The organism is Lentzea kristufekii, assembly GCF_033949925.1.
In the GTDB taxonomy this organism is placed as follows: domain Bacteria; phylum Actinomycetota; class Actinomycetes; order Mycobacteriales; family Pseudonocardiaceae; genus Lentzea; species Lentzea kristufekii.
The window spans coordinates 395,584-421,698 of sequence record NZ_JAXAVV010000006.1; the positions used below are offsets into that span (position 1 = coordinate 395,584).

General features: G+C 70.8%; 27 protein-coding genes and 2 pseudogenes. 12 read left to right on the forward strand and 17 right to left on the reverse strand.

The genetic code is table 11. The features are described from left to right. Position 1 precedes the first annotated feature (1 nt). The 7 genes from SK571_RS15765 to SK571_RS15790 all read right to left on the reverse strand — a co-directional run bounded on the left by SK571_RS15765 (position 2) and on the right by SK571_RS15790 (position 3,989). Positions 2–568 carry a GNAT family N-acetyltransferase gene (locus SK571_RS15765; RefSeq protein ID WP_319984813.1) on the reverse strand — a complete coding sequence of 189 codons (567 nt, stop codon included), beginning with the start codon at positions 566–568 and terminating at the stop codon, positions 2–4. Continuing rightward, positions 565–756 carry an RGCVC family protein gene (locus SK571_RS46385; protein WP_406601988.1) on the reverse strand — a complete coding sequence of 64 codons (192 nt, stop codon included), beginning with the start codon at positions 754–756 and terminating at the stop codon, positions 565–567. Before SK571_RS46385 ends, SK571_RS15765 begins: the two co-directional genes overlap by 4 nt. A 216-nt stretch (positions 757–972) precedes the next feature. After that, positions 973–1,842 carry a transglutaminase-like domain-containing protein gene (locus tag SK571_RS15770; protein WP_319984814.1) on the reverse strand — a complete coding sequence of 290 codons (870 nt, stop codon included), beginning with the start codon at positions 1,840–1,842 and terminating at the stop codon, positions 973–975. Then, entirely contained in the window at positions 1,839–1,994 is a 156-nt protein-coding gene (locus SK571_RS15775; protein ID WP_319984815.1) for a DUF6307 family protein, read from the reverse strand. The genes SK571_RS15770 and SK571_RS15775 overlap by 4 nt, the downstream gene beginning before the upstream one ends. Continuing rightward, positions 1,991–2,515 carry a DUF5994 family protein gene (locus SK571_RS15780; protein ID WP_319984816.1) on the reverse strand — a complete coding sequence of 175 codons (525 nt, stop codon included), beginning with the start codon at positions 2,513–2,515 and terminating at the stop codon, positions 1,991–1,993. The genes SK571_RS15775 and SK571_RS15780 overlap by 4 nt, the downstream gene beginning before the upstream one ends. Positions 2,516–2,718: 203 nt before the next feature. Next, the gene (locus SK571_RS15785) at positions 2,719–3,186 is read right to left on the reverse strand and encodes a DUF6292 family protein (protein WP_319984817.1); all 468 of its coding nucleotides are present in this window, start codon (positions 3,184–3,186) and stop codon (positions 2,719–2,721) included. A gap of 341 nt (positions 3,187–3,527) precedes the next feature. After that, on the reverse strand, positions 3,528–3,989 hold the full coding sequence (locus tag SK571_RS15790) for a MarR family winged helix-turn-helix transcriptional regulator (protein ID WP_319984818.1): 462 nt from the start codon (positions 3,987–3,989) through the stop codon (positions 3,528–3,530). Positions 3,990–4,075: 86 nt separating this feature from the next. Here SK571_RS15790 and SK571_RS15795 point away from each other — a divergent pair, with 86 nt between their 5' ends. After that, entirely contained in the window at positions 4,076–5,299 is a 1,224-nt protein-coding gene (locus SK571_RS15795; protein ID WP_319984819.1) for an amidohydrolase family protein, read from the forward strand. 6 nt (positions 5,300–5,305) lie between these two features. On the opposite strand, the gene SK571_RS15800 is transcribed toward SK571_RS15795, so the two are convergent. Then, entirely contained in the window at positions 5,306–6,169 is an 864-nt protein-coding gene (locus tag SK571_RS15800; protein ID WP_319984820.1) for an NAD(P)H-binding protein, read from the reverse strand. Positions 6,170–6,246: 77 nt separating this feature from the next. Here SK571_RS15800 and SK571_RS15805 point away from each other — a divergent pair, with 77 nt between their 5' ends. Beyond that, positions 6,247–6,924 (forward strand): TetR/AcrR family transcriptional regulator, encoded by a 678-nt coding sequence (locus SK571_RS15805; RefSeq protein WP_319984849.1) that lies wholly within the window; start codon positions 6,247–6,249, stop codon positions 6,922–6,924. A gap of 140 nt (positions 6,925–7,064) precedes the next feature. On the opposite strand, the gene SK571_RS15810 is transcribed toward SK571_RS15805, so the two are convergent. Together SK571_RS15810 and SK571_RS15815 are read right to left on the reverse strand one after the other, a co-directional pair. After that, entirely contained in the window at positions 7,065–7,364 is a 300-nt protein-coding gene (locus SK571_RS15810; protein WP_319984821.1) for a DUF4342 domain-containing protein, read from the reverse strand. A gap of 94 nt (positions 7,365–7,458) precedes the next feature. Next, entirely contained in the window at positions 7,459–8,568 is a 1,110-nt protein-coding gene (locus SK571_RS15815; RefSeq protein WP_319984822.1) for a DNA alkylation repair protein, read from the reverse strand. A 318-nt stretch (positions 8,569–8,886) separates the two neighbouring features. On the opposite strand from SK571_RS15815, the gene SK571_RS15820 reads away from it, so the two are divergent. From SK571_RS15820 to SK571_RS15835, 4 genes are all read left to right on the forward strand, one after another. Further along, positions 8,887–10,002: a glycosyltransferase gene (locus SK571_RS15820; protein WP_319984823.1), complete on the forward strand. Its 1,116-nt coding sequence runs from the start codon at positions 8,887–8,889 to the stop codon at positions 10,000–10,002. A gap of 181 nt (positions 10,003–10,183) precedes the next feature. Further along, the gene (locus SK571_RS15825; protein ID WP_319984824.1) at positions 10,184–10,969 is read left to right on the forward strand and encodes an ANTAR domain-containing response regulator; all 786 of its coding nucleotides are present in this window, start codon (positions 10,184–10,186) and stop codon (positions 10,967–10,969) included. Between the two features lie 149 nt (positions 10,970–11,118). Further along, on the forward strand, positions 11,119–13,836 hold the full coding sequence (locus SK571_RS15830) for a SpoIIE family protein phosphatase (RefSeq protein ID WP_319984825.1): 2,718 nt from the start codon (positions 11,119–11,121) through the stop codon (positions 13,834–13,836). Beyond that, positions 13,833–15,047 carry a PP2C family protein-serine/threonine phosphatase gene (locus SK571_RS15835; protein WP_319984826.1) on the forward strand — a complete coding sequence of 405 codons (1,215 nt, stop codon included), beginning with the start codon at positions 13,833–13,835 and terminating at the stop codon, positions 15,045–15,047. The genes SK571_RS15830 and SK571_RS15835 overlap by 4 nt, the downstream gene beginning before the upstream one ends. Positions 15,048–15,127: 80 nt before the next feature. On the opposite strand, the gene SK571_RS15840 is transcribed toward SK571_RS15835, so the two are convergent. Then, positions 15,128–15,916, reverse strand: coding sequence for an SDR family NAD(P)-dependent oxidoreductase (locus SK571_RS15840; RefSeq protein WP_319984827.1), 789 nt, complete (start codon positions 15,914–15,916; stop codon positions 15,128–15,130). 312 nt (positions 15,917–16,228) lie between these two features. On the opposite strand from SK571_RS15840, the gene SK571_RS15845 reads away from it, so the two are divergent. The 5 genes and pseudogenes from SK571_RS15845 (at position 16,229) to SK571_RS46400 (ending at position 18,882) form a co-directional block, all read left to right on the forward strand. Continuing rightward, positions 16,229–17,545 (forward strand): MFS transporter, encoded by a 1,317-nt coding sequence (locus tag SK571_RS15845; protein WP_319984828.1) that lies wholly within the window; start codon positions 16,229–16,231, stop codon positions 17,543–17,545. Positions 17,546–17,586: 41 nt separating this feature from the next. After that, complete coding sequence (locus SK571_RS15850; RefSeq protein WP_319984829.1) at positions 17,587–17,871, forward strand: hypothetical protein; 285 nt, start codon at positions 17,587–17,589, stop codon at positions 17,869–17,871. Between the two features lie 93 nt (positions 17,872–17,964). Next, a pseudogene (locus SK571_RS46390) lies at positions 17,965–18,213 on the forward strand (DUF47 domain-containing protein); the annotation flags it as partial. A 100-nt stretch (positions 18,214–18,313) separates the two neighbouring features. After that, positions 18,314–18,598 (forward strand): annotated as a pseudogene (locus SK571_RS46395) (erythromycin esterase family protein); the annotation flags it as partial. A gap of 137 nt (positions 18,599–18,735) precedes the next feature. Beyond that, a complete protein-coding gene (locus SK571_RS46400; RefSeq protein ID WP_406601989.1) occupies positions 18,736–18,882 on the forward strand; it encodes a hypothetical protein in 147 nt (48 codons plus the stop codon). A 37-nt stretch (positions 18,883–18,919) separates the two neighbouring features. On the opposite strand, the gene SK571_RS15865 is transcribed toward SK571_RS46400, so the two are convergent. The 6 genes from SK571_RS15865 to SK571_RS15890 all read right to left on the reverse strand — a co-directional run bounded on the left by SK571_RS15865 (position 18,920) and on the right by SK571_RS15890 (position 25,596). Beyond that, positions 18,920–20,110, reverse strand: coding sequence for a glycosyltransferase (locus SK571_RS15865; RefSeq protein ID WP_319984832.1), 1,191 nt, complete (start codon positions 20,108–20,110; stop codon positions 18,920–18,922). Between the two features lie 183 nt (positions 20,111–20,293). After that, complete coding sequence (locus tag SK571_RS15870) at positions 20,294–21,487, reverse strand: UDP-glucose dehydrogenase family protein (protein WP_319984833.1); 1,194 nt, start codon at positions 21,485–21,487, stop codon at positions 20,294–20,296. Beyond that, on the reverse strand, positions 21,445–22,425 hold the full coding sequence (locus tag SK571_RS15875) for a glycosyltransferase family 2 protein (protein WP_319984834.1): 981 nt from the start codon (positions 22,423–22,425) through the stop codon (positions 21,445–21,447). The genes SK571_RS15870 and SK571_RS15875 overlap by 43 nt, the downstream gene beginning before the upstream one ends. Next, positions 22,422–24,014, reverse strand: coding sequence for a carbamoyltransferase family protein (locus tag SK571_RS15880; protein WP_319984835.1), 1,593 nt, complete (start codon positions 24,012–24,014; stop codon positions 22,422–22,424). Before SK571_RS15880 ends, SK571_RS15875 begins: the two co-directional genes overlap by 4 nt. Continuing rightward, the gene (locus tag SK571_RS15885) at positions 24,014–24,919 is read right to left on the reverse strand and encodes an NAD-dependent epimerase/dehydratase family protein (protein ID WP_319984836.1); all 906 of its coding nucleotides are present in this window, start codon (positions 24,917–24,919) and stop codon (positions 24,014–24,016) included. Before SK571_RS15885 ends, SK571_RS15880 begins: the two co-directional genes overlap by 1 nt. Positions 24,920–25,011: 92 nt before the next feature. After that, complete coding sequence (locus SK571_RS15890) at positions 25,012–25,596, reverse strand: GAF and ANTAR domain-containing protein (protein WP_319984837.1); 585 nt, start codon at positions 25,594–25,596, stop codon at positions 25,012–25,014. A 267-nt stretch (positions 25,597–25,863) separates the two neighbouring features. Here SK571_RS15890 and SK571_RS15895 point away from each other — a divergent pair, with 267 nt between their 5' ends. Beyond that, positions 25,864–26,112 carry a hypothetical protein gene (locus SK571_RS15895; RefSeq protein WP_319984838.1) on the forward strand — a complete coding sequence of 83 codons (249 nt, stop codon included), beginning with the start codon at positions 25,864–25,866 and terminating at the stop codon, positions 26,110–26,112. The last annotated feature ends 3 nt before the right edge of the window (positions 26,113–26,115 follow it).

The window sequence follows — 26,115 nt, forward strand, 5'->3', positions numbered from 1 at the left end:
GTCAGTCGCGGGCGGGTGGCCCGGCCGACGCGGGTGCGGCGGGGTCGATGTCCGCCACGCGGAGGCGGAACACCTCCAGGTCGAGGCCGAAGTACTTGCTGGTCTCACCGACCCAGTGCATGCCGTTCTTCCTCACCGTGGACGAGGCGCGTGTGTTGCCCGGCCGGACGACGGCGAACACCTCGTACACGTCGTGGCGGAACGCCCACGCCGCGAGGGCGTGGGTCGTTTCGCTGGCGTAGCCGTGGCCCCACAGGTCGGGCCGCAGCTGCCAGCCGACCTCCAGGTCCTCCTGGCCCGGTGGCAGCGGGAGCAGGAGGGCTCCGCCGATCACCTGACCGTCGTCCTTGCGTTCGATCGCCCACCGGCCGGCCGGAGCCGCGAGGCGGGCGCTTTCGGCGATCCACTGCTGCAGCAGCAACTTCATGGCCGTCGCGTCCGGGACCTGGTCCATCTCGGGGCTGAGCCAGCGGGTCACGGCGGCGTCGCCGTAGACCTCCAGCGCGGCCGATGCGTCCTCCACGAGCCAGGGACGCAGGGTCAGCCGGTTGGTGCTCAGCACGTTCATGAGCAGATGCACCCTCGAGTGAGCGCAGAGGCCGTGGTCGCGGTGCAGTACCGCGCGCCGAGCGGGTCGTGCTCGCGCCACAGGTGAGGACACACGACGCAGCTCGCATCGTTGTCGGGGGCTGGGATTCGTGATTCGGGCATGCGGACACTCCGATGATCGGCGCTGGAACGGGACATGGGGTTCATCAGCGCGTACGCCTGACCGGATTCCGCGTCAGTCTTCTCCCGCGTGACGCGGGAGAAGTCGTAGTGGTGCAGAGCTGAGCCGAGTTCATCTCGGCGCTCCTGCCTCCAGCCGAACCGGCCGGGCTTCCTGATGCGCCCAAGGCGGCACCAGCTTGAGCGCTGCTGCACGACGTGCCCTCGGTGACTCCACCGTACTCCGCGGAGGGTGTGGCCCGCTCAGCGCCACGTCGGTGCCAGGTCCTCTTCCGCCTGGACGACCATCGACTCCAGCTGCGGGCCGCCGTACGTGGTGACCATCGCGACGTCGGCCGCGTCCCGGCCCCTGCCGATGACGACGCGACCCTTGCGCGGCTGGTTGTTGCGCGGGTCGAAGGTCCACCACCGGTCTCCCAGCCAGACCTCCATCCACGCCGCGAAGTCCATCTCCGCGTCGCCGGGCGCCACGTCGAGGTCCGGCAGGTAGCCGAAGACGTACCGGGCGGGGATGTTGAGCGCGCGGCAGAACGAGATCGCCAGGTGCGTGAAGTCGCGGCACACACCGAACCCCGCCGCGTTGACGTCCGCGGCGGTGGACAACGCGGTGGAGGTGCCGTAGCCGAAGTTCAGCGACTCGTGGACGTGCCGGCAGATCTCCCGCACCCGCCCGTAGCCCGGCGGATGAGCGCCGAACCGCGACCAGGCCTCGTCGCCGAGCACGTCGGACACGCAGTACCGGCTCGGCAGCGTGTACATCAGCACGTCGTCCGGCAGACCGTCGGGCAGCGTCTCCGGCACGGACTCGTCCACGTCCTCCGTCCTGTCCGGCACGTCCACCCACGCGTTGTAGTGCACTGTGGACAGACCAGGGGGAAGCACGACACGGGTGTTGCGGTTGCCGTACAGGTCGAGGTAGTGCCGCATCGACACGTCCGGCTTCACGTCCAGGTGCTCCTGGCTGACCCGCACGTCCGCGCTCCACAGCGGCCGCACGAGGAAGACCGCCGGTGTGGGCACCTCGGCGCGGTAGGTGAACGCACAGCCGACGCGGAGCAGTCGGGTGCCCCACGTCAGCTGTTCCGCGCCAGTACCGTAATGGCGCGAGTTCAACGCACCTGCTCCGGTATGTGGTCCAGCGCGCGCAACACGCGCACTGCGAGATCCCGCGTCGCCTTGCCGTCGAGCTCGGCCTGGCCGGTCAGCACGTCCTGCACCATCTTGAGCCTGCGCTCGTAGGCGGACGTGTAGGTCGAGGTGGTCATCGAACTCCTTGGAACATCTGTTCGGGTATGCAGGTGCTGCGAGCGTCCACAGTGGATTCGTGCGCCGCGATGCCGTGCAGCAGGACCTCGACGGTGTCGGTGTTCCCGCGCTCGGCGGCGCACATCATGGAGTCGTGAGCGGCGGAAGGTTCGGCGTCCGGCGGAACGAGGAGCAGCGTCAGGCGGCGCCGGTCTCCCGCGACGACGTCCACGGTGTGCGCGGGCCTGGACCAGAACCCGCTGAGCCGCACCCGGACGCCGTCCACGGCGATCTGGCGTGGCGCGGTGTCCCACTCGGTCAGGTTGTAGCTCACCCGAGGGATCTCACCCAGCCGAACCGCCAGCACCGCGAGCAGTGCGGGCAGTTCGGCGGCGAGGTCCCGGGAACGCGGCCACCAGGCACCGTCGACATGCCCCGTGGAGAGCGCATTCGGCCGCAACCGCAATCGCAGCGGAGTCCGGAGCTGCTCGTTGGCCGTGACGGCCGGAGGGGTCGTGGAAAGGTGAGGAGCCGACGTCATGCCGAGACTCCCGTCTCCGGCCCGAAGAGGACCGGTTCAGGTTTCGCCGAGTGCGACGTGAGCTTGAGTGCTCAGGTGCGAGATGCTCTCAGCAAATTCGACACTACACCATTTCCCGCATGATCGGTCGAAAAGGGTCGTCGTTTCCGGAAAATGACGATCCGCCATTCGCCCCGAAATCTCCGGGCGAAAATCATGCGGCGTCAGGGCGCGTAGCGTTCCATGCACTCGGCGAGGTCGGACCACCCCATGAGCGGCGGGCCCGCCACCGGCAACTGCCGGACGCCGGGACGCGTCATGGACTCGGCCACGAGACCCGCCACCGCCTCCGGTGCCTGCACGATGTCCCCGGAGAGCCGGCCGAGCACGATCAGCGGCTCGGCCGGGTCGGTCTCGATCGACACGGCCCAGCCCTGCGTCGCGCTCCAGACGAGCATGACGTCGCGGTCCGGATGAGCCACCGCACGGCAGCCGAGCGCGATGTAGGCGGTGGCGGTGTCGGTGACCTCGAAGCTGGCGCCTTCGCGCGGCACGCCGAGGGCCTCGGCGACCTTCCACACGTAGCGCTCGAGGGCCCCGGCCAGCAGGTGAGTGCCCTCCGACGTCGCCTCCGGCGCGACGTCCCGGCGGCGTGAGACTCGATCATCACTGATGGGCGCGGTCACTGCCATGCGACTCCGTGTTCCTCAGATCGCCGCGGAACCACAGCGGGCGGGCTCACAGACCGCGGAGGTGACGAAGCGAGTGGACGAGCCGATCAACGACTCTGCACCTCCACTGTAACCGCTCGCAACAGAGGCGAAGCGCTCCCCCGCACCCGTTCCGGCAGATTTCCCCGATCTTCGCCGCGGACGCGCGGAGGCGCGCCGCCGCCCGGCCGGCCTCGCCGCGGCGGCGATGTGGGCTCGCCGACGCCCGCCGGTCCCAATGGAAAATCAGGTGAGTTCCAACAAAGACCAGTCGTGTTTTTTGTTGCGAGCGAGTTTCACGCGAGCTACCGGTGAGCAAATGGTCACTCCGCATCGGGCGGAGTTCGCCGGCTCGACCAGTTCGCACTGTCGCGGCTGTAGCGGAGGAGGAACCGGGCGAACTGCTCGCGCTCAGCGGCCGTCCACTCGGTCGTGATGAGCTCGAAGGTCTCGCGCTGCTCCGAGGCGAAGCGGCGGCGTTCGGCCTCGCCGGCGTCGGTGAGCTCGAGGACCGTGCGACGACCGTCCGCCTGCGAGACGGCACGCCGGAGCAGGCCGTCCGCGATGCAGGCGGCCACGGTCCGGCTGGCGACGGGCTGGGCGACCCGCATCTCGGCGGCGAGCCCGCCCACCGTCATCTCGCCGGGACTCTCGTGGACGAGGTTCAGGACGAGGTTGCGCGTGAGGTCCCCGCGTCCACCGGAGGTGCGGCGACGCAGCCGTGACAGTGCGGGCCCGACCTGGTCGAGCAGGTCGTCGTCGCCGGGCAGGGGCGAGTTGCTCATCCGCTCACAGTAGCAACTGTGAACCACATGACATCTACATACCTAGGGTTATTTACATATCTAAAGGTATGTGATTCAGTGGGGACATGAGCACAACCACCATCACCGGCGCCAGGGTCTTCGACGGCGAGAAGACCCTGGGTGTCACCACCGTGTCCCTTGAGGACGGAAAGATCGTCCGGATCGGAGGGGAAGTACCCGCCGGAAGCGATGTGGTCGACGGAACCGGCGCGACGCTGTTGCCGGGCCTGATCGACGCGCACGTCCACACCGGTCCCGAGTCCCTCGCACTGGCACTGCGCTTCGGCGTCACCACCGAGCTGGAGATGCAGGGCCTCAACACGCGCGACCGGCGGGCCGGCATCAGCGAGAACGACGCCGTCGCGGACGTGCGCTCGGCGGGCTTCGGCCTCACGCCACCGGGCGGACATCCCAGCGAACTGTTCCCGCCGGGCTTCACCCCCGGTGGCCGGGGAGGTCCGCGCGAGGCGGGCGAGCCGCCGTTCCACCCGGACGCCACGAGCCCCGAGGGCGCCGCGGCGTCGATCCCCAGGCTGCTCGCCCACGGCTCGGACTACGTCAAGTTCATGATCGACGACGGCAGCGTCGAGGGGCACCCCGGTCTGCCGATGATCGACCAGGCCACCCTGAACGCGGGCGCGGCCGAGGCCAGGAGGTACGGCGCGCTCACCGTCGCGCACACGCTGACCATCGACGCCGTCAGGATGGCCGTGGAGGCCGGGATCGACGGCTTGGCACACGTGTTCGTCGAGCCTCACAACGACGAGATCATCGCCATGATCAAGGACGCCGGCATGTTCGTCGTCCCGTGCGCGGTCCTCAACGCCTCCCTCATGGGCATCACCGGCGGCGAACTCGCCGACGACCCGCGGGTGTCGTCCCGGCTGGACGAGGACTGGGACAAGACACTGCGCTCCAGCTTCAACTGCTACCCGCAGGGCGACATCAAGGACGTCCTGAAGACCATCGAGGTGCTCAACGACGAGGGCGTCGACATCCTGGTGGGCACCGACGCCTCCCACCCCCTGCCGTTCCTCGGCGGTCTCGCCCACGGCGCGAGCGTCCACCACGAACTGCAGTACCTGGTGCAGGCCGGACTCACCCCCGAACAGGCGCTGCGCGCCGCGACCGCCACGACGGCCCGCCGTTTCGCGCTGTCCGACCGCGGCCGCATCGCCGAAGGGCTGCGCGCCGACCTCCTCCTCGTCGACGGTGACCCCACCACCACGATCTCGGACACCCTCAACACGCGTGCCGTCTGGCGCCGCGGCACTCGCCTCAGGCGCTGAACGGGATCACGCCTCGCCGAGTGCCGCCGCCAGGACCGAGCGCAACGGGGTGGCCGGGCGCGGCAGCAGCTTCTCCACCTGGTCCCCCGTCGTCGCGAACTCGCCGCGACGCGAGGCCCGGAACATGCCGAGCAACAGGGTCGCCCGGTCCTCGGGCACTCCGTGCCGCACCAGCGATGCGGCCCACTCCTCGTCCGCGACGACGACCCGCCGGATCGTGCGGCCGGTGAGCTCGGTCAGCATCACGGCGACGTCGTCGAGGTCGTGCGCGTCCGGTGCGGAGAGCGGCGGAGTCGGTCCGTCGAACAGTCCGTCCTCCGCGAGCACGACGGCCGCGGCCTCGGCGAGGTCGGCGTGCGCCGTCCAGGACACCGGGCCGTCCGCGGGCGCGACGAGTTCGCCGGTCGTCAGCGCCTGGCCGAGCAGGTGCGGGACCGTGCTCGCGTAGAAGCCGTTGCGCAGCGCGGTGAACGGCAGACCGGTCCCTGCCAGGTGTTGTTCGGTGGCCGCGTGGTCGGACATCGGTGCGAAGAGCGAGTCGCTCGCAGCACCCTGGTGGCTGGAGTACAGGACACGGCCTGCTCCGGCAGCGCGGGCGGCGTCGATCGCGGTGACGTGCTGCGCGAGCGCGGCCGGGCCCGTCTCGTTCGTCGAGACGACGAGGACCTGCGTGGCGCCTTCGAACGACTCGGCGAGCGAGTCCGGGTCCGAGAAGTCGCCGCGCCGCACCCTGACCCCGCGGGCGGCCAGCGCGGCAGCCCTGTCGACGTCGCGCACGCTCACGCCGACGCGGTCCGCGGGCACCCGCGCCAGCAGCCGGTCGGCGATCTGGGAACCGAGCAGGCCGGTCGCTCCGGTGACGATGATCATTTCCACGCCTCGCTAACGTTGGTAGTAACGCTGATAGTAACCACGTCAGCAACGTTGGCACTAGGGTGGGCGCCGTGATGGAGAGCAGCCGGGGCAAGGCACGCGCGCACATCGTGGAGGTGGCAGCGCGGCTGCTGCGGGAGCGAGGTGCCGGCGCGGTGACCATCCGCGCGGTGGCGCAGGCGGCGGACACCCAGGCGCCGACGATCTACCGGTTCTTCGAGGACAAGGACGCACTGCTCGACGCGGTCGCCGAGCACGTCTTCGCCGAGTATGTGGCCACCAAGGCGACGACAGAGCCCGGCGACGACCCCCTGGCCGACCTCCGGGCCGGGTGGGACACGCACCTCGGCTTCGGCCTCGCCAACCCCGACCTGGTCAGCCTGCTGACGGACCCGGCGCGCGCGGCGCGTTCGCCCGCGATGACCAGCGGGATGGAGGTCCTGCGGGCGCGGGTGCACCGCGTCGCCGCCGCGGGACGGCTTCGCGTCACCGAACGACGAGCCGTCGAACTCCTGCACGCCGCCGGCACCGGCGCGGTGCTGACCCTGCTGTCCACACCGCCACAGGACCGGGATCCCGGTCTCGCCGACGCGATGTTCGAGACGGTCATGCGGTCGGTCCTCGACGACGAGCCGCCCGCCGCGGAGACGCCGTCCACGGCCACCGACACGGTCCGGCGGTGCCTGCCGGAACTGCGGCAGCTGACCGAGGCCGAACGCACGCTCCTGGGCGAGTGGCTGACCCGGCCCTGAGCCCGAACGCCGAAGCCGCAGCGCCGGCGGTCCCCTCCGCGCGACCGAAGCGGCCGAAGCCGTTGGGCACGAACTCCTTGGTGGCGTTGGGCGCGACGTCCTCCCACGTCCCGCCCCACACCCTCGCCGGCCGCTCCTGACTACACCCGCTCGGACTCGACCGTCGTCACCGTCGTCACGGAGTGGCCATCGGACGACTCGCGGTTCTCCAGCGAGATCCCGCACTTGCCGACCAGCGCGGCACCGGCACCGATGGTCGTGACCACCGGAGCGGCGAACGCCGCGATCAACCCGAGAGCGACCGGCACCTCGAGCACCACGTCGTTCTTGCTGTCCCGCACGACGACGCGGCGGTTGAACCCCTCGCTGACCAGTCCGCGCACGGCGTCGACCGCCGAGTCGACGGCGGTACGGGCGGACTCAGGCCTGGATTCGCTCATGATTCTCCTCGCACTGCGGATGTCCCTTGACGACTCCAGAGTGCCCTCGGCCGGGGACCCCGCCATCAGGGTTTCCCCCTGAGCTCCACCTGATCTATCCCTCACCCGCCACCAGGGCGAACTCGGCGAGACCGGAACGCACACCGTTGACCTGCAGCTCGACGGCGTGCTGCCCGGGGTGGTAGCGGCGCGTGGTCAGCACCCGGAACGAGTGCTCCCGGCTGAGCTCGTACGTCTCGCCGGGTTCGACGGTCCGGGTGGTGAGCTTGAAGGTCTTGCCGGTGAGCGTGCCGTTGGCCTTGCGGTGGTGGACCACGTAGTCGATCACCAGCCGCGCGGGCTCCTGGCCGAGGTTGCGCACGGAGCCGGTGAACGACAGCGTCTCCCCGATCACCACGGTCTCGGCGGTGAGCAGCGGGCCGGTCACGTCCAGGTTCGCGGAGGTGAACCCCAGCAGCTCCAGCGCGCCGGGATGGCCTTGTTTGACGAGCGTGCGCAGGCCGTGGCGCACGACGCGTGCGGTGTTGTCGTCGGGTGCGGCCATCCACGCTTGCGCGGTCGCGACGACGAGTTCCGGATCGTGGCGGCTGATGTCGTTGAGGTGGTTGGCGACCGACCGCCGGACGTACTCGCTCTCGTCCCGGTACAGCGCGTCGAGGATCGGCAGCGTGGCCTTGGGTTCGGCGAGGATGCCGGGCACGCGGACGGCCCAGGGCAGCAGCGGACGCGTTCCCTCGGAGGCGAGCCGGCGCACGTCCGCCGACTCCGAACGGGTCCAGGGCCCGATCGCGCCCAGTGCTCGCCCCAGATCGGTGTTGAGCAGGGCCCGCAACGCGAACTCCGAGGTCAGCCGGGGCGTCAGCTCCGCCAGCAGAGCGAGCGCGTCGTCGAACGCGTCCACACCGCCCTCGCCGATCGCCTTCGCGGCGACGGCACTGGTGACCGGCCAGATCATCCATCCGGTGAAGGACGGCGACTCGGCGGCCGCGGCGCGCACGGTCCGCGCGAACGAGGTGTAGTCGCCCGGCAGGTCGGCGAGCAGCGCGTCGCGGATGAGATCGCTGCGTTCCCTGAGCGGCAGCGGCGCCAGGGCGGTTTCGGCCGCGTCAAGCCGGGTCAGGCTCGCTCCCGGTGACACGGTGTGCAGGGCGGCGGCGAGGGCACGAACGGTCTGAGCACCGATCAGCTCATCGGCAAAGGGCATGTCGATCTCCGCCGGAAACTGGTCCGGAGTAGGGGGAAGCCAGGCAGGACAACGCTTTCGGGCTGCCGCTGCCGGCAGCGGCGGGCATGGACGGGATGCTACCCGGCGCGAACATCGGGACCTGGTTCTTCGCCAGATCTCCAGCTAAGCTCGTCCGGTCCGCGGTCTTCACGCGCCGAGCAGCGGCGCCGGCCTCGGATTCGTGATGGACGGGTACGCCGAACATCGCACGATCATCCGGTTCAGCAAGAGCCGGCGGGAACTCTCCCCGCCGTGCGCCTCGTTCCGGAGTCCTCGTCAGACGGCGAGGAGATGATCATGCGAATCGCATTGGTCAGCAGCCACACCGGCAAGGTGCCCCACGAGAACGGGTTCGCGCGAGCGTTGGCCCAGCACGGGCACGAAACCGTCGTCCACGTCCGCAGGGATGACGCACACCTCGAGGAACGCGAGCGCACCAAAGACGGCTACGAGGTCGTGCGCGTGCCTTTCGGGCCTGCTCGCCCGCTGTCCGAGGACGCCGTCTGGGACCACACCGACGACTTCGCCCGGTTCCTCCGTCGCGAGTGGGACCGGACGAGGCCGGACATCGCCCACTCGGACGGATCGGTGGCGGGCCTCGCCGCGTTGCTGGCCGCACGCGAGCACGCCGTTCCTGTGGTGCACACCCACCACGAACCGGCCCCCGAACACGAGCGGATCGCACGGCTGATCTGCCGGCACGCCGCTCACGTCGTGGTGACCAGCAGCGATCAGGTGCACGGCCTGTGTCTGGCGGGCGTGCCCCGCTCCCGGATCACCGTGTCACCGGCCGGCGTCGACTTCGACGGCCAGGACCTGCCCGGTGTCGCCGAGCACGGCTCCGGACCGGTGCGGCTGCTCGGTCTGGGCGGACTGCTGCCCGGTCATGGTTTCGACACGGTCGTCGCGGCGCTGGCCGACGTGCGCAACGCCGCGCTCGTCGTCGCCGCACCGGTCGAGACGCTCGACAGGGACACCGATCTGGAAGCGAGGCGGCTGCGGCACATGGCCGTGCGGCTCGGCGTCCAGGACCGGGTGTCGGTGGCCGGAACCGCGAGCCGGGCACAGGTGGCCGCGCTGCTGCGCTCGGCCGACGTCGTGGTGACCGCGCCGCGGCGGGACCCGGCCGGAGTCGTTGCCCTGGAAGCGATGGCGCGAGGACTGCCGGTCGTCGCCTCGGCGGTGGGAGCGCTCGCCGACGTGGTCGTCGACAAGATCACCGGCCGGCTCGTGCCGCCGGGCGACGCCCGCGCACTCACGCTCGCCCTGCGCGAGCTGGTCGCGGACCGGTCCAGACGGGACGCTCTCGGTCTCGCCGGCGCCGACCGGGTGCGGGCGCGATACGGCTGGGACCGCGTCGCACGTGACGCGCTCCTCGTCTACGAGCGAGCCGCACACCTCGTCCGCGCGTGAGATCGGCTGACCGCGGCAGAACCGAGCCGGTGCGGGCCGTTGAGGACGACAGCACCCCGCTCCGGTTCGGTTTCTCACCTTTCCGCGGCGTGCACGCCGAATCACGCAGGCTTTAACATTCCGAGCGAGCGCGTTGAGCGACCAGCGCCGCGAACTCGATCCCGGAGAGAGGACCGGCGGAATGGACGACTTGACGATCCCACCGAGTCAGGACGGCGCGCACACCGCCGGAGCCGATCGGCAGGACGCGGTGGAGCGACTCGACGACGCCACCTCCGCGCTGATGATGCTGCGGGACGGTTTCTCCGGCGAGGAACCGCTCGACGAGGTGCTCCACCGGCTCAGCGCGACCGCCACGAGAGCGATCCAGGACGCCGACGCGGTCACCGTCACGGTGAACCCTCAGCAGCCGAGAACCGCGGCCGCCAGCGACGCCTCGCTCATCGACATCGACGAGAAGCAGTACAGCGCCAACCGAGGTCCGTGCCTGGAGGCCGCCCGCACGCTCCAGGCCGTGCGCGCCGTGGCCGGCGACGACAGCAACGACTGGCCCGAGTTCGACGCGGCCGCCGAGCAGCACGGTGTGCGCGCCTACCTGTCCGTGCCGATCCTGCTCCCGGCCTCGGACCGCAGCGACGCCAAGCACGTCGGGTCGCTGAACATCTACAGCTACAACGCCTCGGCGTTCGACCCCTTCGACGAAGGCCTGATGCGGCTGTTCACCACCGCCGCCAGCGCCGCGATCGACAACGCGCACCGGTGGCAGCGTTCCCGCGACCACATCGCCCACCTCGAGACCGCGCTCGTCTCACGCGCGGTCATCGACCAGGCCAAGGGCGTGCTCATGGCGGTGCACTCGTGCACCGCGGACGAGGCGTTCGCCATGCTCGTGCAGGACTCCCAGAAACGGAACGTCAAGCTGCGCGAGGTCGCCCAGGGCCTGATCGACAGCGTCGCCCCGCGCTGAGCCCGCGGCCGACGTTTGACGGGCTCCCTCCTGCGGAAACCCCTCTGCACTGATCGAGACGAAGGGGCCGCACCATGCGTTCGTTGCGTCCGGCGAACCTCGGCCGCGTGCGGTTCGCCGCACCGTCGCCGGCGTGACAGGCTTTCCACATGAGCACCGCCCGACACGAGATCGACTCCGACCGGCTGCGCGGGCTCGTGCACAACCTCGGTGTGGTGTTCTGGGCGGCCGACGCCCGGACCCGCGAGCTGACCTTCGTGTCGGGCTACGTCGAACAGCTGCTCGGCCATCCCGTCCGGCGATGGCTGGAGGAGCCCGGGTTCTGGGACTCGGTCGTGCACCCCGACGACCGCGACAGGTCCCAGCGGGAACGCTGGCACCGATCCGGTGACCAGGACGACTACGACCTGAGCTACCGCGCCCTCACCGCAGGGGGTGAAGTCGTGTGGCTGCACGAGAAGGTCCACGTGGAGCGGGACGGGGCGGGCGCGCCGCGGGTGCTCCAGGGCGTGCTCCTCGACGTCACCGGCCAGCGCGTCGCCGCCGAGAGGGAACGGTTCCTCGCCGTGCTCGACCGGGAGTCGCAGAAGCTCGACGACGCCGACGACCTCATGGCGCTGGCGACCCGGATGCTCGGCGAGCACCTCGCCGTCGACCGGTGCGCGTACGCGAGGACGGAGGAGGACGAGAACCACTTCGTCATGAGCGGTGACCACGCCACCGGGCTGCCCCCGTTGCCGGGACGGTTCGCCATGCGCGAGTTCGGCGTGGGAGCGCTGCGCGCGATGCGGGCGGGAGAGCCGTGGGTGGTCATGGACAGCGGAGACGATCCACGACTCGACGAGGACGACCTGGCCGCCTACGCGGTCACGGGCATCCGCGCGGTGATCTGCCTGCCCCTGCTGCGCGGCGGGCGGTTCGTCGCGGCCATGGCCGTGCACCAGGCGCAACCGCGGCAGTGGACCCAGGACGAGATCGACCTCGTGTCCGTGGTGGTCAACCGCTGCTGGGAGTCGATGCAGCGCGCACACTCCGACCGTGCCCTGCGCGACAACGAGCAGCGCCTCCGTCTGCTGATCGACCGGGCAGTCGACTGCATCTGGGTCCTCGACGGCGAACGGCGGTTCGTCGAGATCAACCCGGCGGCCTGCAGGCTGCTGGGCTACCGGCGCGAGGACCTGATCGGCCGCGGCGGCGAGGAGCTGTTCGTGCTCGGCGACGACGGCCGGGAACTGCCGCACGACCAGGAGCAGACCGATGTCTGGAACCTGCGCTGCGCCGACGGGTCGATCGTCGCGCTGGAGCTCAGCGTCCAGGTCACGCCGGGCGGGCTGCAGGCCATCGGGCGCGACGTCACCGAACGGCAGCGCACCGAGGCCGAGCGCGAACTGCTGTTGCAGCGCGAACACGAGATCGCCACCACGTTGCAGCGCAGCCTGCTGCCCCGCGAGCTGCCGGTGCTGGAGCGCCTCGCCACCTCCGCCCGGTACCTGCCCGCGTCGAGTCACGCGCAGATCGGCGGCGACTGGTACGAGGTGCTCCCGATCAGCGGCACGGTGGCCGGGATGTCGGTCGGCGACGTCGTCGGCTCGGGCCCGACGGCCGCGGCCGTGATGGGGCAGCTCCGCAGCGCCCTGGCCGGGTTCCTGGTCGACGGGCACTCCCCCGCCGCCGCGCTGGAACGCCTCGACGCCTTCGCCTCCAGGGTGAACGGTGCCACCGGCAGCACCTGCGCGTGCATCACCTTCGACTGGGCCACCGGACGGCTGTGCTGGGCCAGCGCGGGTCACCTGCCTCCGCTGGTGGCCGACGAGCAGGGAGCCCGGTTGCTCACGAACAACACCGGCGCGGTGCTGGGCACCCCGGGGCGAGCGCGGTACGAGGAGCACAGCACGGCGCTCGCCCCTGGTGCGACGATCGTGCTCTACACCGACGGCCTGGTCGAACGCAGGGGCGTCGTCGTCGACGAGGGTCTCGGCCAGCTGCTGGCGGTCGTGGCGCAGGCGCACCACCAGGCGCCCGCCGAACTGACCGGCACGATCGTCGACGCGCTGCTCGCCTACGGCCACAGCGACGACGTCGCGCTCGTCGTCGCCCGCCACCTGCCCGCGCCACTGCGCGTGACGTCCCCCGCCGAGTCGCACCGGCTGTCGGAGCTGCGAGGTGCCGTGTCCGAGTGGGCCGCCGCCGCGGGGTTGTCCGACGACCTCGCCTACGACCTCGTGCTGGCCTGCGGAGAGGCCGCCGCGAACGTCGTGGACCACGCCTATCCCGGCACCACGGGCACGTTCGACACCGAGCTCTCGCACACCGACGGCGTCGTGCACGTCACCGTCCGGGACCGCGGCAGGTGGCGTCCGGCGCCCGAGGATCCCGGCCACCGCGGCCGCGGGCTCCAGATGATCCGCGCCATGGCCGACGACGTCGAGCTCGACGCGAGCGGCACGGGCACGACGGTCAGCTTCCGGTTCTCCACCGCACCGGCCGACGTACCGCCGGCACCGGCTCCGAAGCTCGCCAGGCCGTCCGACGTGATCGGCCTCGCCGCGCAGGAGGCTCCCGACGGCACGCAGGTGCTCCGCCTGACCGGCGATCTCGACACGCACACCTCCGGCGGCCTGCGCGCCCCACTGCTGGCCCACCTCGGAGCCCGGCCCCAAGGCCTGGTCGACATCGACCTCACCCGCCTCGGCTACCTGAGCAGTTCCGGCGTCGCGCTGCTCCTCGAGGCCGCGGACGCCGTGCGGCGAGCAGGGCGGACGATCAGCGTGACCTGCCTGCCCGGCAGTGCTCCCGACCGCATCCTCACGCTGTCGGGCCTGCGCGACGTCCTCGCGGTGAGCAGCCGGTCCGAGGAGTTCACGTGACCGAGAAGGCCGAGGCCTGGAGCTCCGCGCTCCGCCACGTCGTCAACGGCGCCCACCTGTCGACGGCCGGCGACCTCGCGGAGCTGCTGGACGAGGCCGCCGCCCAGGTGGACGTGACCGCGCAGCTGTACGTCGTCGACATGGGTCAGCAGTGGTTGCGCTCGGTCCGTCCCGGGGGAGGGCCGTCGTTGCGGGTGGACTCCACCACGGCCGGACGTGCGTTCCAGCGGACCGACATCATCCCCGTGGGCGGCTCGCCGCCGTGCCTGTGGCTGCCGGTGCTGAACGGCACCGAGCGGCTCGGCGTCGTCCAGATGGTCCTGCACGGCGACCGGGACCCCGGCGACCGGTCGATCCGCGAGCACTGCTGGGAGCTGGCCGGTCTGCTCGGGCATCTCGTCATGAGCAAGCTCCACTACAGCGACTTCCTGCACGTCCTGCGCCGCACCACGCCGTTGTCCGTGGCGTCCGAGCTGCTGTGGCAGCTGCTGCCACCCCAGACGTTCGCGTGTGACCAACTGACGGTCACGGCGGTGATGGAGCCCTATCACTCCGTGGGCGGCGACGGTTACGACTACGCCGTCGACAACGGACGCGCGTACGTCTCGATCTTCGACTCGACGGGGCACGACATCCACGCGGGCCTCACCACCGCGATAGCGCTGGCGGCCACGCGCAACGCACGCCGCAACGGCCTCGGGCTGCTCGAAGCGGCCGAACTGGCCGACCAGGCCGTGCGGCAGCAGGCGGCCGAAGGACTCAGGGCTCCGTTCGCGACGGCCGTGCTCGCCGATCTCGACCTCGCGACCGGGGCGTTGCAGTACGTCATCGCGGGACATCCGCCTGCCCTGCTGTTGCGCGGCGGCAGGATGGTCAAGGCGCTGAAGAGCCCGGTCCACGTGCCGCTCGGACTCGGCCACCTCGCCAGGACGCCCCGGCGGCTCGGGCGTGAACACCTCCAGGCCGGCGACCGGATCCTGCTGCACACCGACGGCGTCACCGAGGCGCGCGACCCGAGGGGCGAGGAGTTCGGCGTGGAGCGCCTGGTCGACCTCACCGAACGGCACGAGGCGGCCGGTCTGCCCGCACCCGAGACCCTGCGCCGGGTGTCCCGCGCGGTGCTCGACCACCAGCACGGGAATCTGCAGGACGACGCCACCCTGCTCCTGCTCGAGTGGAGCAGGACCGCGGCGCACAACGTGCTGCCCTGACTCGATGAGAGCTGTCACCTGGCACGGCGGCTGTGCCAGATGACGGCGCGGCTTGTCCACAAAGGAGGGTCGGCCGGGTCCTACTCCGCCGAGCCGGGTTCGGACATCTTGCGGTGCGCCTTGGCCTTCACCGGGTCCGGCAGCGCCCGGCCCGCGAGCGCCTGCGCCTTGTTCTTCACCGAGCCGGCGACGACGTGGTCCTCGCCCTTCATCAACGCCTCGAACCCCTCGCGCGCGACCTGCGCCGGATCGTCCTTGGCGGACTGGGCGACCTTGGTGTCCTGCATGCCCGCCCGGTCGAAGAAGTTCGTGTCCGTCGGACCGGGCATCAGCATGGTCACGCTGACACCGGTGTTCTTCAGTTCCTCCCGCAGGCCCTGTCCGAACGAGGCGAGGAACGCCTTGGACGCCGCGTACACGGCCTGGAACGGCCCCGGGGTGGTGGCCGCGATCGACGACGTGAACAGCACGCGCCCTTCCTTGCGGTCCACCATGTCCGAGAGCACGCGGTGCGTCAGGTGCACGGCGGACGTGACGTTCAGGTTGACGATCTCCAGGTTGTCGTCCACGGACGTGTCGCGGACGAAGTCGCCGCCGACCCCGACACCGGCGTTGACCGCGAGCGCGTCGACCGGCCGCCCGCTCGCCCTGATGCGCGCCACGAGATCCTCGACGCCTTGGTACGACGACAGGTCGACCTGCACGGCGTCCACCTGGACGCCACCACGGCCTCGAATCTCCTCGGCGACGGTGTCGATCGCGTCGTCCTCGGCGGCGATGACGAGATCGTAACCGTTGTCCGCGAACACCTTCGCGAGCTCGAGCCCGATACCGCTCGACGCTCCCGTCACGACTGCCTGTGGGTTCACCGATCCTCCTCCAGAGCGCGTGGCCAACACCACGGAGGTACCCCGGACCGCCCGGGGCATTCGCGGGTGCCGGGCTCGGTGCCGCAGGAGCTGTGCGAGCCGGTTGCGGGCGAAGTCGAGGAACGGCACGGCCTCGACGGGTGTCCACTGTGGATCATGGGGCCGATCGGAAGTGGTCTCCACCAAAGGGCGTGAACGAACTCACGTTTAGATCCGGGATAACCGCACATAGGCTCCTTCGGGTCCGGGCCGTGTGGTGTCTGGCCCAATCCCCGTTCGAGGAGTTGTGTTTTGCGGCGAACGATGCCGCCGATGTTCCGCGCACTGAGCCATCGGAACTACCGCCGGTGGGCCGCCGCGGACCTGATCTCCGTGACGGGCTCGTGGATGCAGGTCATCGGTGTGAACTGGGTGGTGCTCGAGCGCACCGGCTCGGTGACCTCGGTCGGGTTCTCGGTGCTGCTCAGCACGTTGCCCAGCGTTCTGCTGGGGCCGTGGGCGGGCGCGCTCGCCGACCGGTTCCCGGTGCGCCGGATCGTGCTCGTCTGCCAGACGCTGCACGCCGTGCTGGCGATCGTGCTCGCCTGCGCCGTCTGGTCCGGGCTGCCGATGGCGCCGGTCTACGCGCTCACCTTCGCCGCGGGGCTGGTCACCGTGTTCGACGGTCCCGCGTTCGGCCGGCTGAGCAGCCAGATCGTCCCGCGTGACGGTCTCGCCAACGCGGTCGCGCTCGGCTCGGTGATCAGTTCGGTCGGCCGCATCATCGGGATGAGCGCGGCGGGCGTGCTCGTGGCGCTGGTGGGCGCACCGGTGTTGTTCGCGCTCAACGGCCTCAGCTTCGTCGCCGTCATCGCCGCGGTGCTGACCATTCGCCGTGAGGAGTTCCACCCCCTCGCCACGAGCGCTTCCAGCCGGGCGGGCGTGCGGGACGGCCTGCGGTACGTCGCCGGCAGCGGGCGTCTCCTGCTGCTCGTCACGCTCGGGTTCGTCCTGTCCTGCCTGGGCCGCAACTACCAGGTCACCATGGCGGCGATGAGCACCGATGCGGCGATGTACGGCCTGCTCTCGTCGGTGTTCGCCATCGGCACCGTGCTGGGCGGGCTGGTCGCGGCGGCCCGGCGCACGCTGTCCGTGCGGCTTCTGCTCGTGTGCGCGGCTCTCGCGAGCCTGCTCCAGGCGGCCGGCGGCCTCCTGCCGGGACCCGTCGCGTTCGCCGTCGTGCTCGTGCCGATCGCCGCGGCGGCGGTGCTGATCGACACGACCATGAGCACCCGTCTGCAGCTCGACTCCGAGGACGGCATGCGTGGCCGGATGCTCGCGATCAGCGGCTCCGCCGGGGCCGCCGCGGGTGCGATCGGCGCGCCCCTGCTCGGCTGGCTGTGCGAGCGGGCCGGGGCGAACACGACGCTGGTGCTGGCGGGCACCGTGACCCTGCTCGCGACGCTGAGCGCGGCCTCGCTCTTCGGCGCGTCCCCGCAGCGGCGGACGGCGTTCGCCCACCGGGTGCTGCACCGGCGGCGCGGTGTCGCGCACCCGGCCGGACATCCGCACCAGCCCGCGCCGGTCACGCGCCCGCGCCGCCGTGCTCGGGTGCGGGCGAGGAGCAGGGCCGAAGCACACGGACGGTGACGGCGGCGTTTCCGACCGCTGTTCGCGGGTAGCCAGCCGCCATGAACACGGATGTCCGCATCACCTCCATGGCCGACAACGAGTACGCCGCCGAAGTGCGCGAAGGAACGGAGACGACCACTCATCACGTCGTGCTGACGCAAGGCTTCCTCGACGATCTCGCGGTGCTGGAGCCGGACGGGGCCACGCTGGTCGAGGAGATCATCCGGTACCTGCTCGACCGCGAGCCGAACACGTCCGTCCCGCACGAACTGGATCCCGCCGCGCTGGTCGGCCAGGACGCCGAGTTCCTGCCGGAGCTGCGGCGGCGCCTGGGTGCGGAGTGAGGCCTCGGCGTGCGCATCAGCCGCAAGCCGACGGGTGCGAGGTTCTTCGAGCTGTTCGCGGAGATCGGGGCGAACATCGGTGCCAGCGTGGAGGTGCTGCGCGAGTTCGTGCGCGCACCCGTCGAGCGGCGTCCCGAACTGGCCGCGCGGATGCACGCGCTCGAGAACGTCGGTGACGACGCCACGCACGCGATCTTCGAACACCTCGACCGGTCGTTCGTCACGCCGTTCGACCGCGAGGACATCTACCGCCTCACGTCCAGGCTGGACGACGTCGTCGACCACATGGACGCCGCGGCCGACCTGACGACCCTCTACCACCTGGGCGAGTTGCCCGAGGGTGTCGAGACGCTGGTGGACCTGCTGTGCCAGGCGGCCCGGCTCACCGCCGAGGTGGCAGAACGCCGAGGTCGTCGCCGGTGCCGAGCGCTACCACCGGGCCATGCTCGGTGGCGGCAGCGAGTCGTGGAACGTCCGCGACCGGCACATGGACCACATGCTCGACCGGCTGCTCAACCGCTACGGGCCGGGCGCCAAGGCCGTCGTGTGGGCGCACAACACGCACGTCGGCAACGCCCGCGCCACCGGCATGGCCGCCCGCGGTGAGGTCAACATCGGCCAGCTCGCCCGCGAACGGTATGGCGAGGACCAGGTGGTGCTGGCCGGGTTCGGCACCCACCGCGGCACGGTGATCGCCGGTGACTCGTGGGGCGCGCCCCTGCGGGAGATGCCGGTGCCACCCGCCCGTCCCGGCTCGCTGGAGGACGTGCTGCACGACGCGGCGCCCGGCCGGCGCTCTTCGTGTTCCCCCGCGTCGGCGGTCCCGGCCTGCTCACCACCGAACTCGGCCACCGCCCCATCGGTGTGGTCTACCAGCCCGCACACGACCGTCGGCGCAACTACGTGCCCACCGTGCTCGGCGACCGCTACGACGCTTTCCTCTGGTTCGCCGAGACACACGCCCTCCACCCGCTGTCCTCCACAGTGGACAGCGGAGCATTCCAGTTCTGACAAAGACTATAGGCGTCGCAGATCCGCACGACGGTCATCACACCATCGCCAGCGACGGCCGGGCGACGCGCAGGTACAGGTGTTCGGTCCTCCGCGCGACCTCGTCCCAGGTGTAGCAGGCGGAGACCCGGTCGGCACCGGCGGTGCCGTAGACGTGGCGCCGGGAGCGGTCCGCGAGCAACACCCGCAGCTCCTTCGCGAGCCGTTTCGGATTGCGCGGCGGCACCAGCTTTCCGGTGACGCCGTCGACCACGGTGTCGAAGAGCCCTCCGACCGCGGATGCGATCACCGGCAGGCCGCACGCCATCGCCTCCAGCGGCACGATGCCGAACGGCTCGTACCGCGGCACGCAGGCGACGACCTCCGCCGAGCGCAGGAGGTTCGGCATGTCCTGGCGGGCCACCTGCCCAGCCAGCCGGACGCGGTCGCGCACCCCGAGGGCCTCCGCGTGCGCGAGCAACCGCTGCGCCTCGCGGTCCGACCTCAGCTTCCTCGCGGGCGGCCCGCCCGCGATCACCAGTTCGGCCTCCGGCACCATCTTCAGCGCGGTGATCAGGTCCTCGAACCCCTTGCGCGGCACCAGCCTGCCGACCGACACGATCCGCCGCGGGTGGGGAGAGGCCGGGGCGGGGTGGAACAGCTCGGGGTCGACGCCGCACGGCACGATGGCGGTGTGCGTGCGCCGGATTCCCATCCGCACCAGCTCGTTCACCTCGTTCTCGCAGGTCGCGGCGATCAGGTCGGCCTTCTTGCCGATGATCCGCTCGATCGCGATCCGCTGGGGAGGACTGGTGTCCGCCTCGTGCTGGTGGCGGCGTTTCACGGTGCCGAGCGCGTGGAAGGTCTGCACCACCGGCACGTCGAGGTCGCGTGTCGCCATGATCGCGGCGAATCCGGACATCCAGAAGTGCGCGTGCACGACGTCAGGTGGCACAGCACGCCAGTCCGCGGCCAGAAAGCGGGCGAACTCCCCCATGAAAGGCAGGAGTTCGTCCTTGGGCACGTGTTCCACAGGTCCGGCGGGTACGTGCACCACCTCGTAACCGGCCTTCGTACGCACCCGATCAGGGAGCTCCCCGTCGTCACGCCGTGTGTAGACCACGACCTCGTGTCCTCGCGCCACCAACGCCTCCGACAGCGCGGCCACGTGCACGTTCTGCCCACCAGCGTCGACCTCGCCCAGCACCGCCAGTGGGCTGGCGTGCTCGGACACCATCGCGATCCTCATGCCCCTCACCTCCGTCGTACAGCCGATCCCCGCCCGCGACATCGGCGTCCACATCGCGTCGTCACGATCGGAGGGCCCCGCGGCGGAAGTCCGGTCCACAGAGGAGATTTATCCCCGGAAAAGGCTTCGAAACACCACTCGCCGAAGCGCTGCCCGGCGTCACCACATCGCGCTCATCCGACGTCATCGTCGTCCGTCCGGACGTCCCACGCTGACCAGCCGAAAGCCCGCCTCGCGGACCTTGTCGGCGGGGACGACGCCTCGGGTGTCGACGAGCACCGGTGTCGCCATCCGGCCGGCGAGCGCCGGCCAGTCGAGCTCGGCGAACTCCGGCCACTCGGTGAGCACCACCAGCACGTCGCGGCCGTCCGCCAGCTCCTCCGGTGTGCCGACGACGGTGATGCCGTCGACCTCCTGGCTGATCGCCGGGTCGTAGGCGCGGATGTCGCCGTCCAGCAGCCGCGCTATCGCGAGCGCGGGCGAGTCGCGCAGGTCGTTGGTGCCCGCCTTGAACGTGAGGCCGAGCAGCCCGATCCGGTCACCCTCGATCTTCTCCGCGATGCGGCGGACCTGGTGGTCGTTGGTGTCGACGGCGGCGCGCAGGGTCGCGAACTCGACGTCCTGCTCCCGTGCCGTGCTGAGCAGCGCGCGGGTGTCCTTGGGCAGGCAGGAGCCGCCCCAGCCGGGGCCGGGCTGCAGGAACGCGGCACCGATGCGCTCGTCCAGGCGCATGCCCTCGGTGACGCCGTCGATGTCCGCGCCGACGCGTTCACACAGCTCGGCGAGGGTGTTGACGAACGACAGCTTCACCGCGAGGAAGCTGTTGCAGGCGTACTTGATCAGCTCGGCCGTGGTGTTGTCGGTGAGCACGACCGGTACGTCACCGTAGAGCGCGGCCACCCGTCTCGCCGCGTCCAGGTCGGCCGAACCGACCACCACGCGTTGCGGTCGCAGGAAGTCCTCGACCGCATGGCCTTCCCGCAGGAACTCCGGGTTCGACACGGTCTGCTGGTGCGCGATGCCCCGCGCGGTGCCGACGGGAACCGTCGACTTCAGCACCAGCACGGTGTTCTCCGGCACCTGCGCGACGACGTCGTGCACGGCGGTGAGATCGGCTTCACCGCGCTCCCCCGCCGGCGTGGGAACGCAGACGAACAGGAAGTCCACGTCACGCGGAAACACCGTGGTGAACTCGATGTCGTGCTGTTCCAGCAGTTCCGCGAGCCCCGGCTCGACCAGGTCCACCTCGTTGCGCCGCAACCGCCCGACCTTGGCGTCGTCCACGTCCGCGCAGACGACGTCGTGGCCGAGGTGAGCGAGGCAGGCGGCCGTGGTCAGGCCGACGTACCCGGCACCAACGACACCGATTCGATGCACGGTCGCCCTCCCGACATGTCCTGTGCTGCGGTCTGCGTCTCGTTCTGGGTCACGCGCACCTGGAACTCGCCACGGACTCGGTGCAGACAGGCGGCCGGCGGGATGGCGGCACTCGTCACGATCATCCGCACGACCTCCGGCGCCGTACGAGGCCCTGGCGCGATGCGCTGCGCCGCGAAGCGCGCTGTCATGGCGGCCCACCCCAGTCCCGCGACGGCCGCGGCACGCCTGTGGCCGGTAAGTTCACAGAGGACGGACGTGACCGCGAGGCCGGTCGTGAGCACGTGTTCGCGCAACCGGCCGCGATGTCCGCCGATCTTCTCCCGCCACCGCGGGCCGTGCACCTTGCGCATCAACGCGTCGTCGGCGTTCCCGCGCTGCTGCTTCACGCTGGTGAAGAAACCGTTGCGCCGCACGGGATGCGTGGTGATCCGGTCACCGAACACGACCCGGTACCCGAGGTCGATCACGCGCAGCGCGAGGTCGGCGTCCTCCCGGTAGGCCCGCGGGAAACGTTCGTCGAAACCGCCCGTCTCCAGCAGCGCGGACCGCCGGTAGGCCATGTCCGCCGTGATCCACTTCGCGTCGGCGAGGCCGGAGGTGTTGCGTTCCCAGTCGGTGGGCCTGCGGTCCGGCGGCAGCGGCACCTCGATGCGTGCCTGACTGGCCGCCACGTCGTCCTCCAGTGCCTCGAGGTCGTCGACGAGTCGTCGTTTCCAGTCCGGCGGCGGCAGCACGTCGTCGTCGAGGAAGACCACCCACTCGCTGGTGGCCCGCCGCCAGCCGGAGTTGCGCGCGGCCGCCGGTCCGCGGCCGAACCGGTCGTACACCACGATGATCTCGTCCGGTGGCGGCCCGTCGCCGTACCGGATGGCGTTCACCACGACGTCGAGGCTCTCTCGGCCGACGGTGGGGATGACGACGGTGTAGCCGGTCATCGCCGCACCACGAACGGGCCGATCGCCAGCAGGTCGACGGGCGACGAGCCGAAGCACTCCAGCGCGTCCCTCGGGGAGTCGACCATCGGCCGTCCGGCCGTGTTGAGGCTCGTGTTGACCACGACCGGCACGCCGGTGCGGCGGTCGAACTCCTCCAGCACCCGTTCCAGCAGCGGGTCGTCCGCCACGGTCTGCACACGGGCGGTGCCGTCCACGTGCACCACGGGCGGTATGCGGTCCCTCCACTCTGGACGGACGTCGTGCACGAAGAGCATGTAGGGACTGGGAACCGGTCCGCGCTCGAACAGCTCGTGCGCCCTGCTCTCCAGCACCATCGGCGCGATCGGGCGGAACTGCTCGCGGCCCTTGACGTCGTTCATCCGTTCCAGGTTCGCGGCGAAACAGGGGTTCGCGAGCAGCGACCGGCGGCCCAGCGCACGTGGCCCGTACTCCGACCGCCCCTGGAACCAGGCGATGATCTTGTCGTCCGCCAGCGCCCGCGCCACCACGGCGGCCAGGTCCGCCGGCTTCTCGTACACGACCTTCGCCGTCTTCAGCACCTGCTCGATCTCGTCGTCGCTCCAGCTCCGGCCGAGGTCGGCCCCCGGCATCGGCGCCAGCGGCTCACCCGACGCCACGTGCAGCGCGGCCCCGAGCGCGGTGCCCGAGTCACCGGCCGCGGGCTGCACCCACACCTCGTCGAACGGTCCCTCGGCGAAGATCCGCGTGTTCGCGACGCAGTTCAGCGCCACCCCGCCCGCCATCGCGAGCCTGCGTTCACCGGTCTGCTCGTGCAGCCACGTGGTGAGCTCCAGCAGCACCTCCTCCAGCCTGCGCTGCACGCTGGCGGCGAGTTCGGCGTGTTCCTGCAGCAGCTCACCGTCCGGCGGCTTGGCCAGGGTGTTCCACTCGATCGGCACGATCTGGAAGCCGCCGCCGGCCGTGGTGATGTGCTCGCGCATGAGGTCGAGGTGCACCGGTTCGGCGTGCGAGGCGAGCGCCATGACCTTGTACTCGTCGCTGGACCGCAGGAACCCGAGGTGCTCGGTCAGGTCCTCGTAGAGCAGGCCGAGCGAGTGCGGCAGCCGTTGCTCGGCGAGCTTGACCAGCTGCTGGTCGTCGTACCGCCCGGCCAGGTAGGAGCCGCACTCGCCGCGCCCGTCGGCCACCAGCACCGCGCAGTTCCCGCCGAACGGTGCCGCGAGCCCGGTCGAGGCCGCGTGGGCGGCGTGGTGCGGCACGAACCGCACGATCTCCGGGTCCAGGCCGGGCAACGCGGTGGCCAGGAACTGCGGGGCCCGCCAGGCGTAGGTGGTGCGCAGCTCCTCCCACGGTGCGGTGTCGTCCTCCGCGAGCGCCGGATCGTAGGAGTACGCGACGGCGTCGAGATCGGCCGGCGTGAGCCCTGCCTGCTCCAGGCACCACCTCGCCGCCATCTCCGGCAGCTCCCAGGCCGAGAACGGGACCGGCCGCTTGCCGTGCTTGCGCCGGGAGAACCGTTCCTCCTCGGCGGCCGCGACCGTGTGCCCGTCGATCACGAGGGCGGCCGCGGGGTCGTGAAAAATCGCGTTGATGCCCAGAACCCGCATCACGCCTCCTTCGCCATCAGTCGAAGTCCTCGTTCCAGCGGGATCTCCGGCTCCCAGCCGAACAGCTCCCGCGCCCTGGTGATGTCCGGCCTGCGTCGCCGGGGGTCGTCGGTCATCGCACCGACGTGCAGGATCTCGGAGCCGCTGCCGGTCACCTCGATGACCTGCTTGGCGACCTCCAGCACCGTGACCTCCTCGGGGTTGCCGAGGTTGACCGGCCCGGCCTCGCCGCTGTCCGCCATGGCCAGCACGCCGCGCACCAGGTCGTCCACGTAGCAGAGCGACCGCGTCTGCGTGCCGTCACCGTGCACGGTCAACGGCTCGTTCTTGCGGGCCTGCGCGAAGAACGTCGGTAACATCCGGCCGTCGCTCGACTTCATCCGCGGCCCGTAGGTGTTGAAGATCCTCACCACGCCGACGTCGAGCCCGTGCTCCCGCCGGTACGCGAACGCGAGCGCCTCGCCGAACCGCTTCGCCTCGTCGTACACGCTGCGCGGCCCGATCGGATTGACGTTGCCCCAATAGGTTTCCCGCTGCGGGTGCTCCAGCGGATCGCCGTACACCTCGCTGGTGGAGGCGACGACCACCCGCGCGCCGATCCGTCTGGCCTCCTCCAGCACGTGATGGGTGCCGAACCCGCCCGTCTCGAGCGTGCCGACGGGGGACGCCAGGTAGGCCGACGGCGACGCGGGGCAGGCGAAGTGCAGCACCAGCTCGCTGGGCGGCAACCGGAACGGTTCGCGCACGTCGACGTGCATGAGGTCGACGGCGGGGGGCACGTTCGCGGGTTCTCCCGTGCTGAAGTCGTCCACACAGGTCACCCGCATGCCGCGCGCCACAAGGGCATCGCACATGTGCGAACCGAGAAAGCCCGCACCTCCGGTCACCACAGCACGTTCTGCCATGAGATTGAGCTACCCGGCGAAACGCTCCCTACACCGCTTCGCGAAAAAGCAGGCGACTTGCCAGCCGCTCCATGTCGTTCGGCATGTAGTGCTCAGTTCGCGAGACGGTCGACGGGGATCCGCTGTTCCAGCACGTCGCGCGACACCGCCACCAACGTCCGGTGCTCGGCGAACGCGTGCGCCCGCAGCCTCGCGAAAGCCTCTTCAAGACCGATCTCCAGTCCCGCGGCCAGCACACCGGTCGCCAGGCGGACGTCCTGATAGGACACTTCCATCCGCAGCTTCTCGTGCTCGTCCGCGAGCTCGCTCTCCAGCAGCGCGAGGGCCGCCAGGTCAGCCAGCACCGCGGCGTCCGCGAGCGCGTCCGCCGACAGACCACCGGGGCGCCGCCGGTAGAGGTTCAGCGCGCCGAGGCGGATACCGCCGACGTGCAGGGGAAACGCGAACATCGCGCCGAGGCCGGCCTCGGCGCTCGCGGCGGCGTACCAGGGCCATCTGGCGCGCTCGGCCTTCATGTCGGCCACCAGCACCGGATCACCGCCGCGGCGAGCCTCCGCCACGGGCCCCTCGCCGAGCGAGTACTGGAGCTCCTCGATCGCCTCGCTCCACCCGTCACTGGCGGTGACCATCTCCTGTGACCGCTCGTCGACCCGCATGACCAGCGCCGCGGCGTCCACCGGAAGCACCTTCACGCACACCGTGCACAGCGCCTGCGCCACTCCACACCCGTGGCGCACTGCGCGATCATTCGCTCAAGCCGATCCCTGCGCTGTCCGTCCGCCCTCGGCCTCTCGTGCGGCTGCCCACTGGATCGCGAATCCGGTACCGCTCCCGATTCATCCACAGTGGACTAGTCGCAACATGTGACCTCGCCGAACAGTACCCCGGCGACATCGGCCGGGCACAGGGTCGCTATTCCCGGCGATGAGGAGGAGGCTGGACACATGACCTCATCCAGCCGCGGTTCCGGCGATGCCGCCGCGGCACAGCGCCTCGTCGAAGCGATCACGAGGCGAGCGGCACTGCACGAAGCCATCGGCGTCGTGCAGGCCTGGAGTGGCGACCAGGACGACGTGCTGGAGCGGTTCGGCGACCGGCACAGCGACGCCGAACGCGAGGCGGAGGTCGCGCGGGTCAACGCGGTCGTGGACGCGGCGGCCGAGCGGCGCGCGGACCCCGACTGGGGCGACTAGGCC

Coding starts and splice junctions, on each gene's coding strand:
- SK571_RS15765 (WP_319984813.1), bottom strand. CDS start 568: ATGAACGTGCTGAGCACCAACCGGCTGACCCTGCGTCCCTGGCTCGTG.
- SK571_RS46385 (WP_406601988.1), bottom strand. CDS start 756: ATGAACCCCATGTCCCGTTCCAGCGCCGATCATCGGAGTGTCCGCATG.
- SK571_RS15775 (WP_319984815.1), bottom strand. CDS start 1,994: ATGACCACCTCGACCTACACGTCCGCCTACGAGCGCAGGCTCAAGATG.
- SK571_RS15780 (WP_319984816.1), bottom strand. CDS start 2,515: ATGACGTCGGCTCCTCACCTTTCCACGACCCCTCCGGCCGTCACGGCC.
- SK571_RS15785 (WP_319984817.1), bottom strand. CDS start 3,186: ATGGCAGTGACCGCGCCCATCAGTGATGATCGAGTCTCACGCCGCCGG.
- SK571_RS15790 (WP_319984818.1), bottom strand. CDS start 3,989: ATGAGCAACTCGCCCCTGCCCGGCGACGACGACCTGCTCGACCAGGTC.
- SK571_RS15795 (WP_319984819.1), top strand. CDS start 4,076: ATGAGCACAACCACCATCACCGGCGCCAGGGTCTTCGACGGCGAGAAG.
- SK571_RS15800 (WP_319984820.1), bottom strand. CDS start 6,169: ATGATCATCGTCACCGGAGCGACCGGCCTGCTCGGTTCCCAGATCGCC.
- SK571_RS15805 (WP_319984849.1), top strand. CDS start 6,247: ATGGAGAGCAGCCGGGGCAAGGCACGCGCGCACATCGTGGAGGTGGCA.
- SK571_RS15810 (WP_319984821.1), bottom strand. CDS start 7,364: ATGAGCGAATCCAGGCCTGAGTCCGCCCGTACCGCCGTCGACTCGGCG.
- SK571_RS15815 (WP_319984822.1), bottom strand. CDS start 8,568: ATGCCCTTTGCCGATGAGCTGATCGGTGCTCAGACCGTTCGTGCCCTC.
- SK571_RS15820 (WP_319984823.1), top strand. CDS start 8,887: ATGCGAATCGCATTGGTCAGCAGCCACACCGGCAAGGTGCCCCACGAG.
- SK571_RS15825 (WP_319984824.1), top strand. CDS start 10,184: ATGGACGACTTGACGATCCCACCGAGTCAGGACGGCGCGCACACCGCC.
- SK571_RS15830 (WP_319984825.1), top strand. CDS start 11,119: ATGAGCACCGCCCGACACGAGATCGACTCCGACCGGCTGCGCGGGCTC.
- SK571_RS15845 (WP_319984828.1), top strand. CDS start 16,229: ATGTTCCGCGCACTGAGCCATCGGAACTACCGCCGGTGGGCCGCCGCG.
- SK571_RS15850 (WP_319984829.1), top strand. CDS start 17,587: ATGAACACGGATGTCCGCATCACCTCCATGGCCGACAACGAGTACGCC.
- SK571_RS15865 (WP_319984832.1), bottom strand. CDS start 20,110: ATGAGGATCGCGATGGTGTCCGAGCACGCCAGCCCACTGGCGGTGCTG.
- SK571_RS15875 (WP_319984834.1), bottom strand. CDS start 22,425: ATGACCGGCTACACCGTCGTCATCCCCACCGTCGGCCGAGAGAGCCTC.
- SK571_RS15880 (WP_319984835.1), bottom strand. CDS start 24,014: ATGCGGGTTCTGGGCATCAACGCGATTTTTCACGACCCCGCGGCCGCC.
- SK571_RS15885 (WP_319984836.1), bottom strand. CDS start 24,919: ATGGCAGAACGTGCTGTGGTGACCGGAGGTGCGGGCTTTCTCGGTTCG.
- SK571_RS15895 (WP_319984838.1), top strand. CDS start 25,864: ATGACCTCATCCAGCCGCGGTTCCGGCGATGCCGCCGCGGCACAGCGC.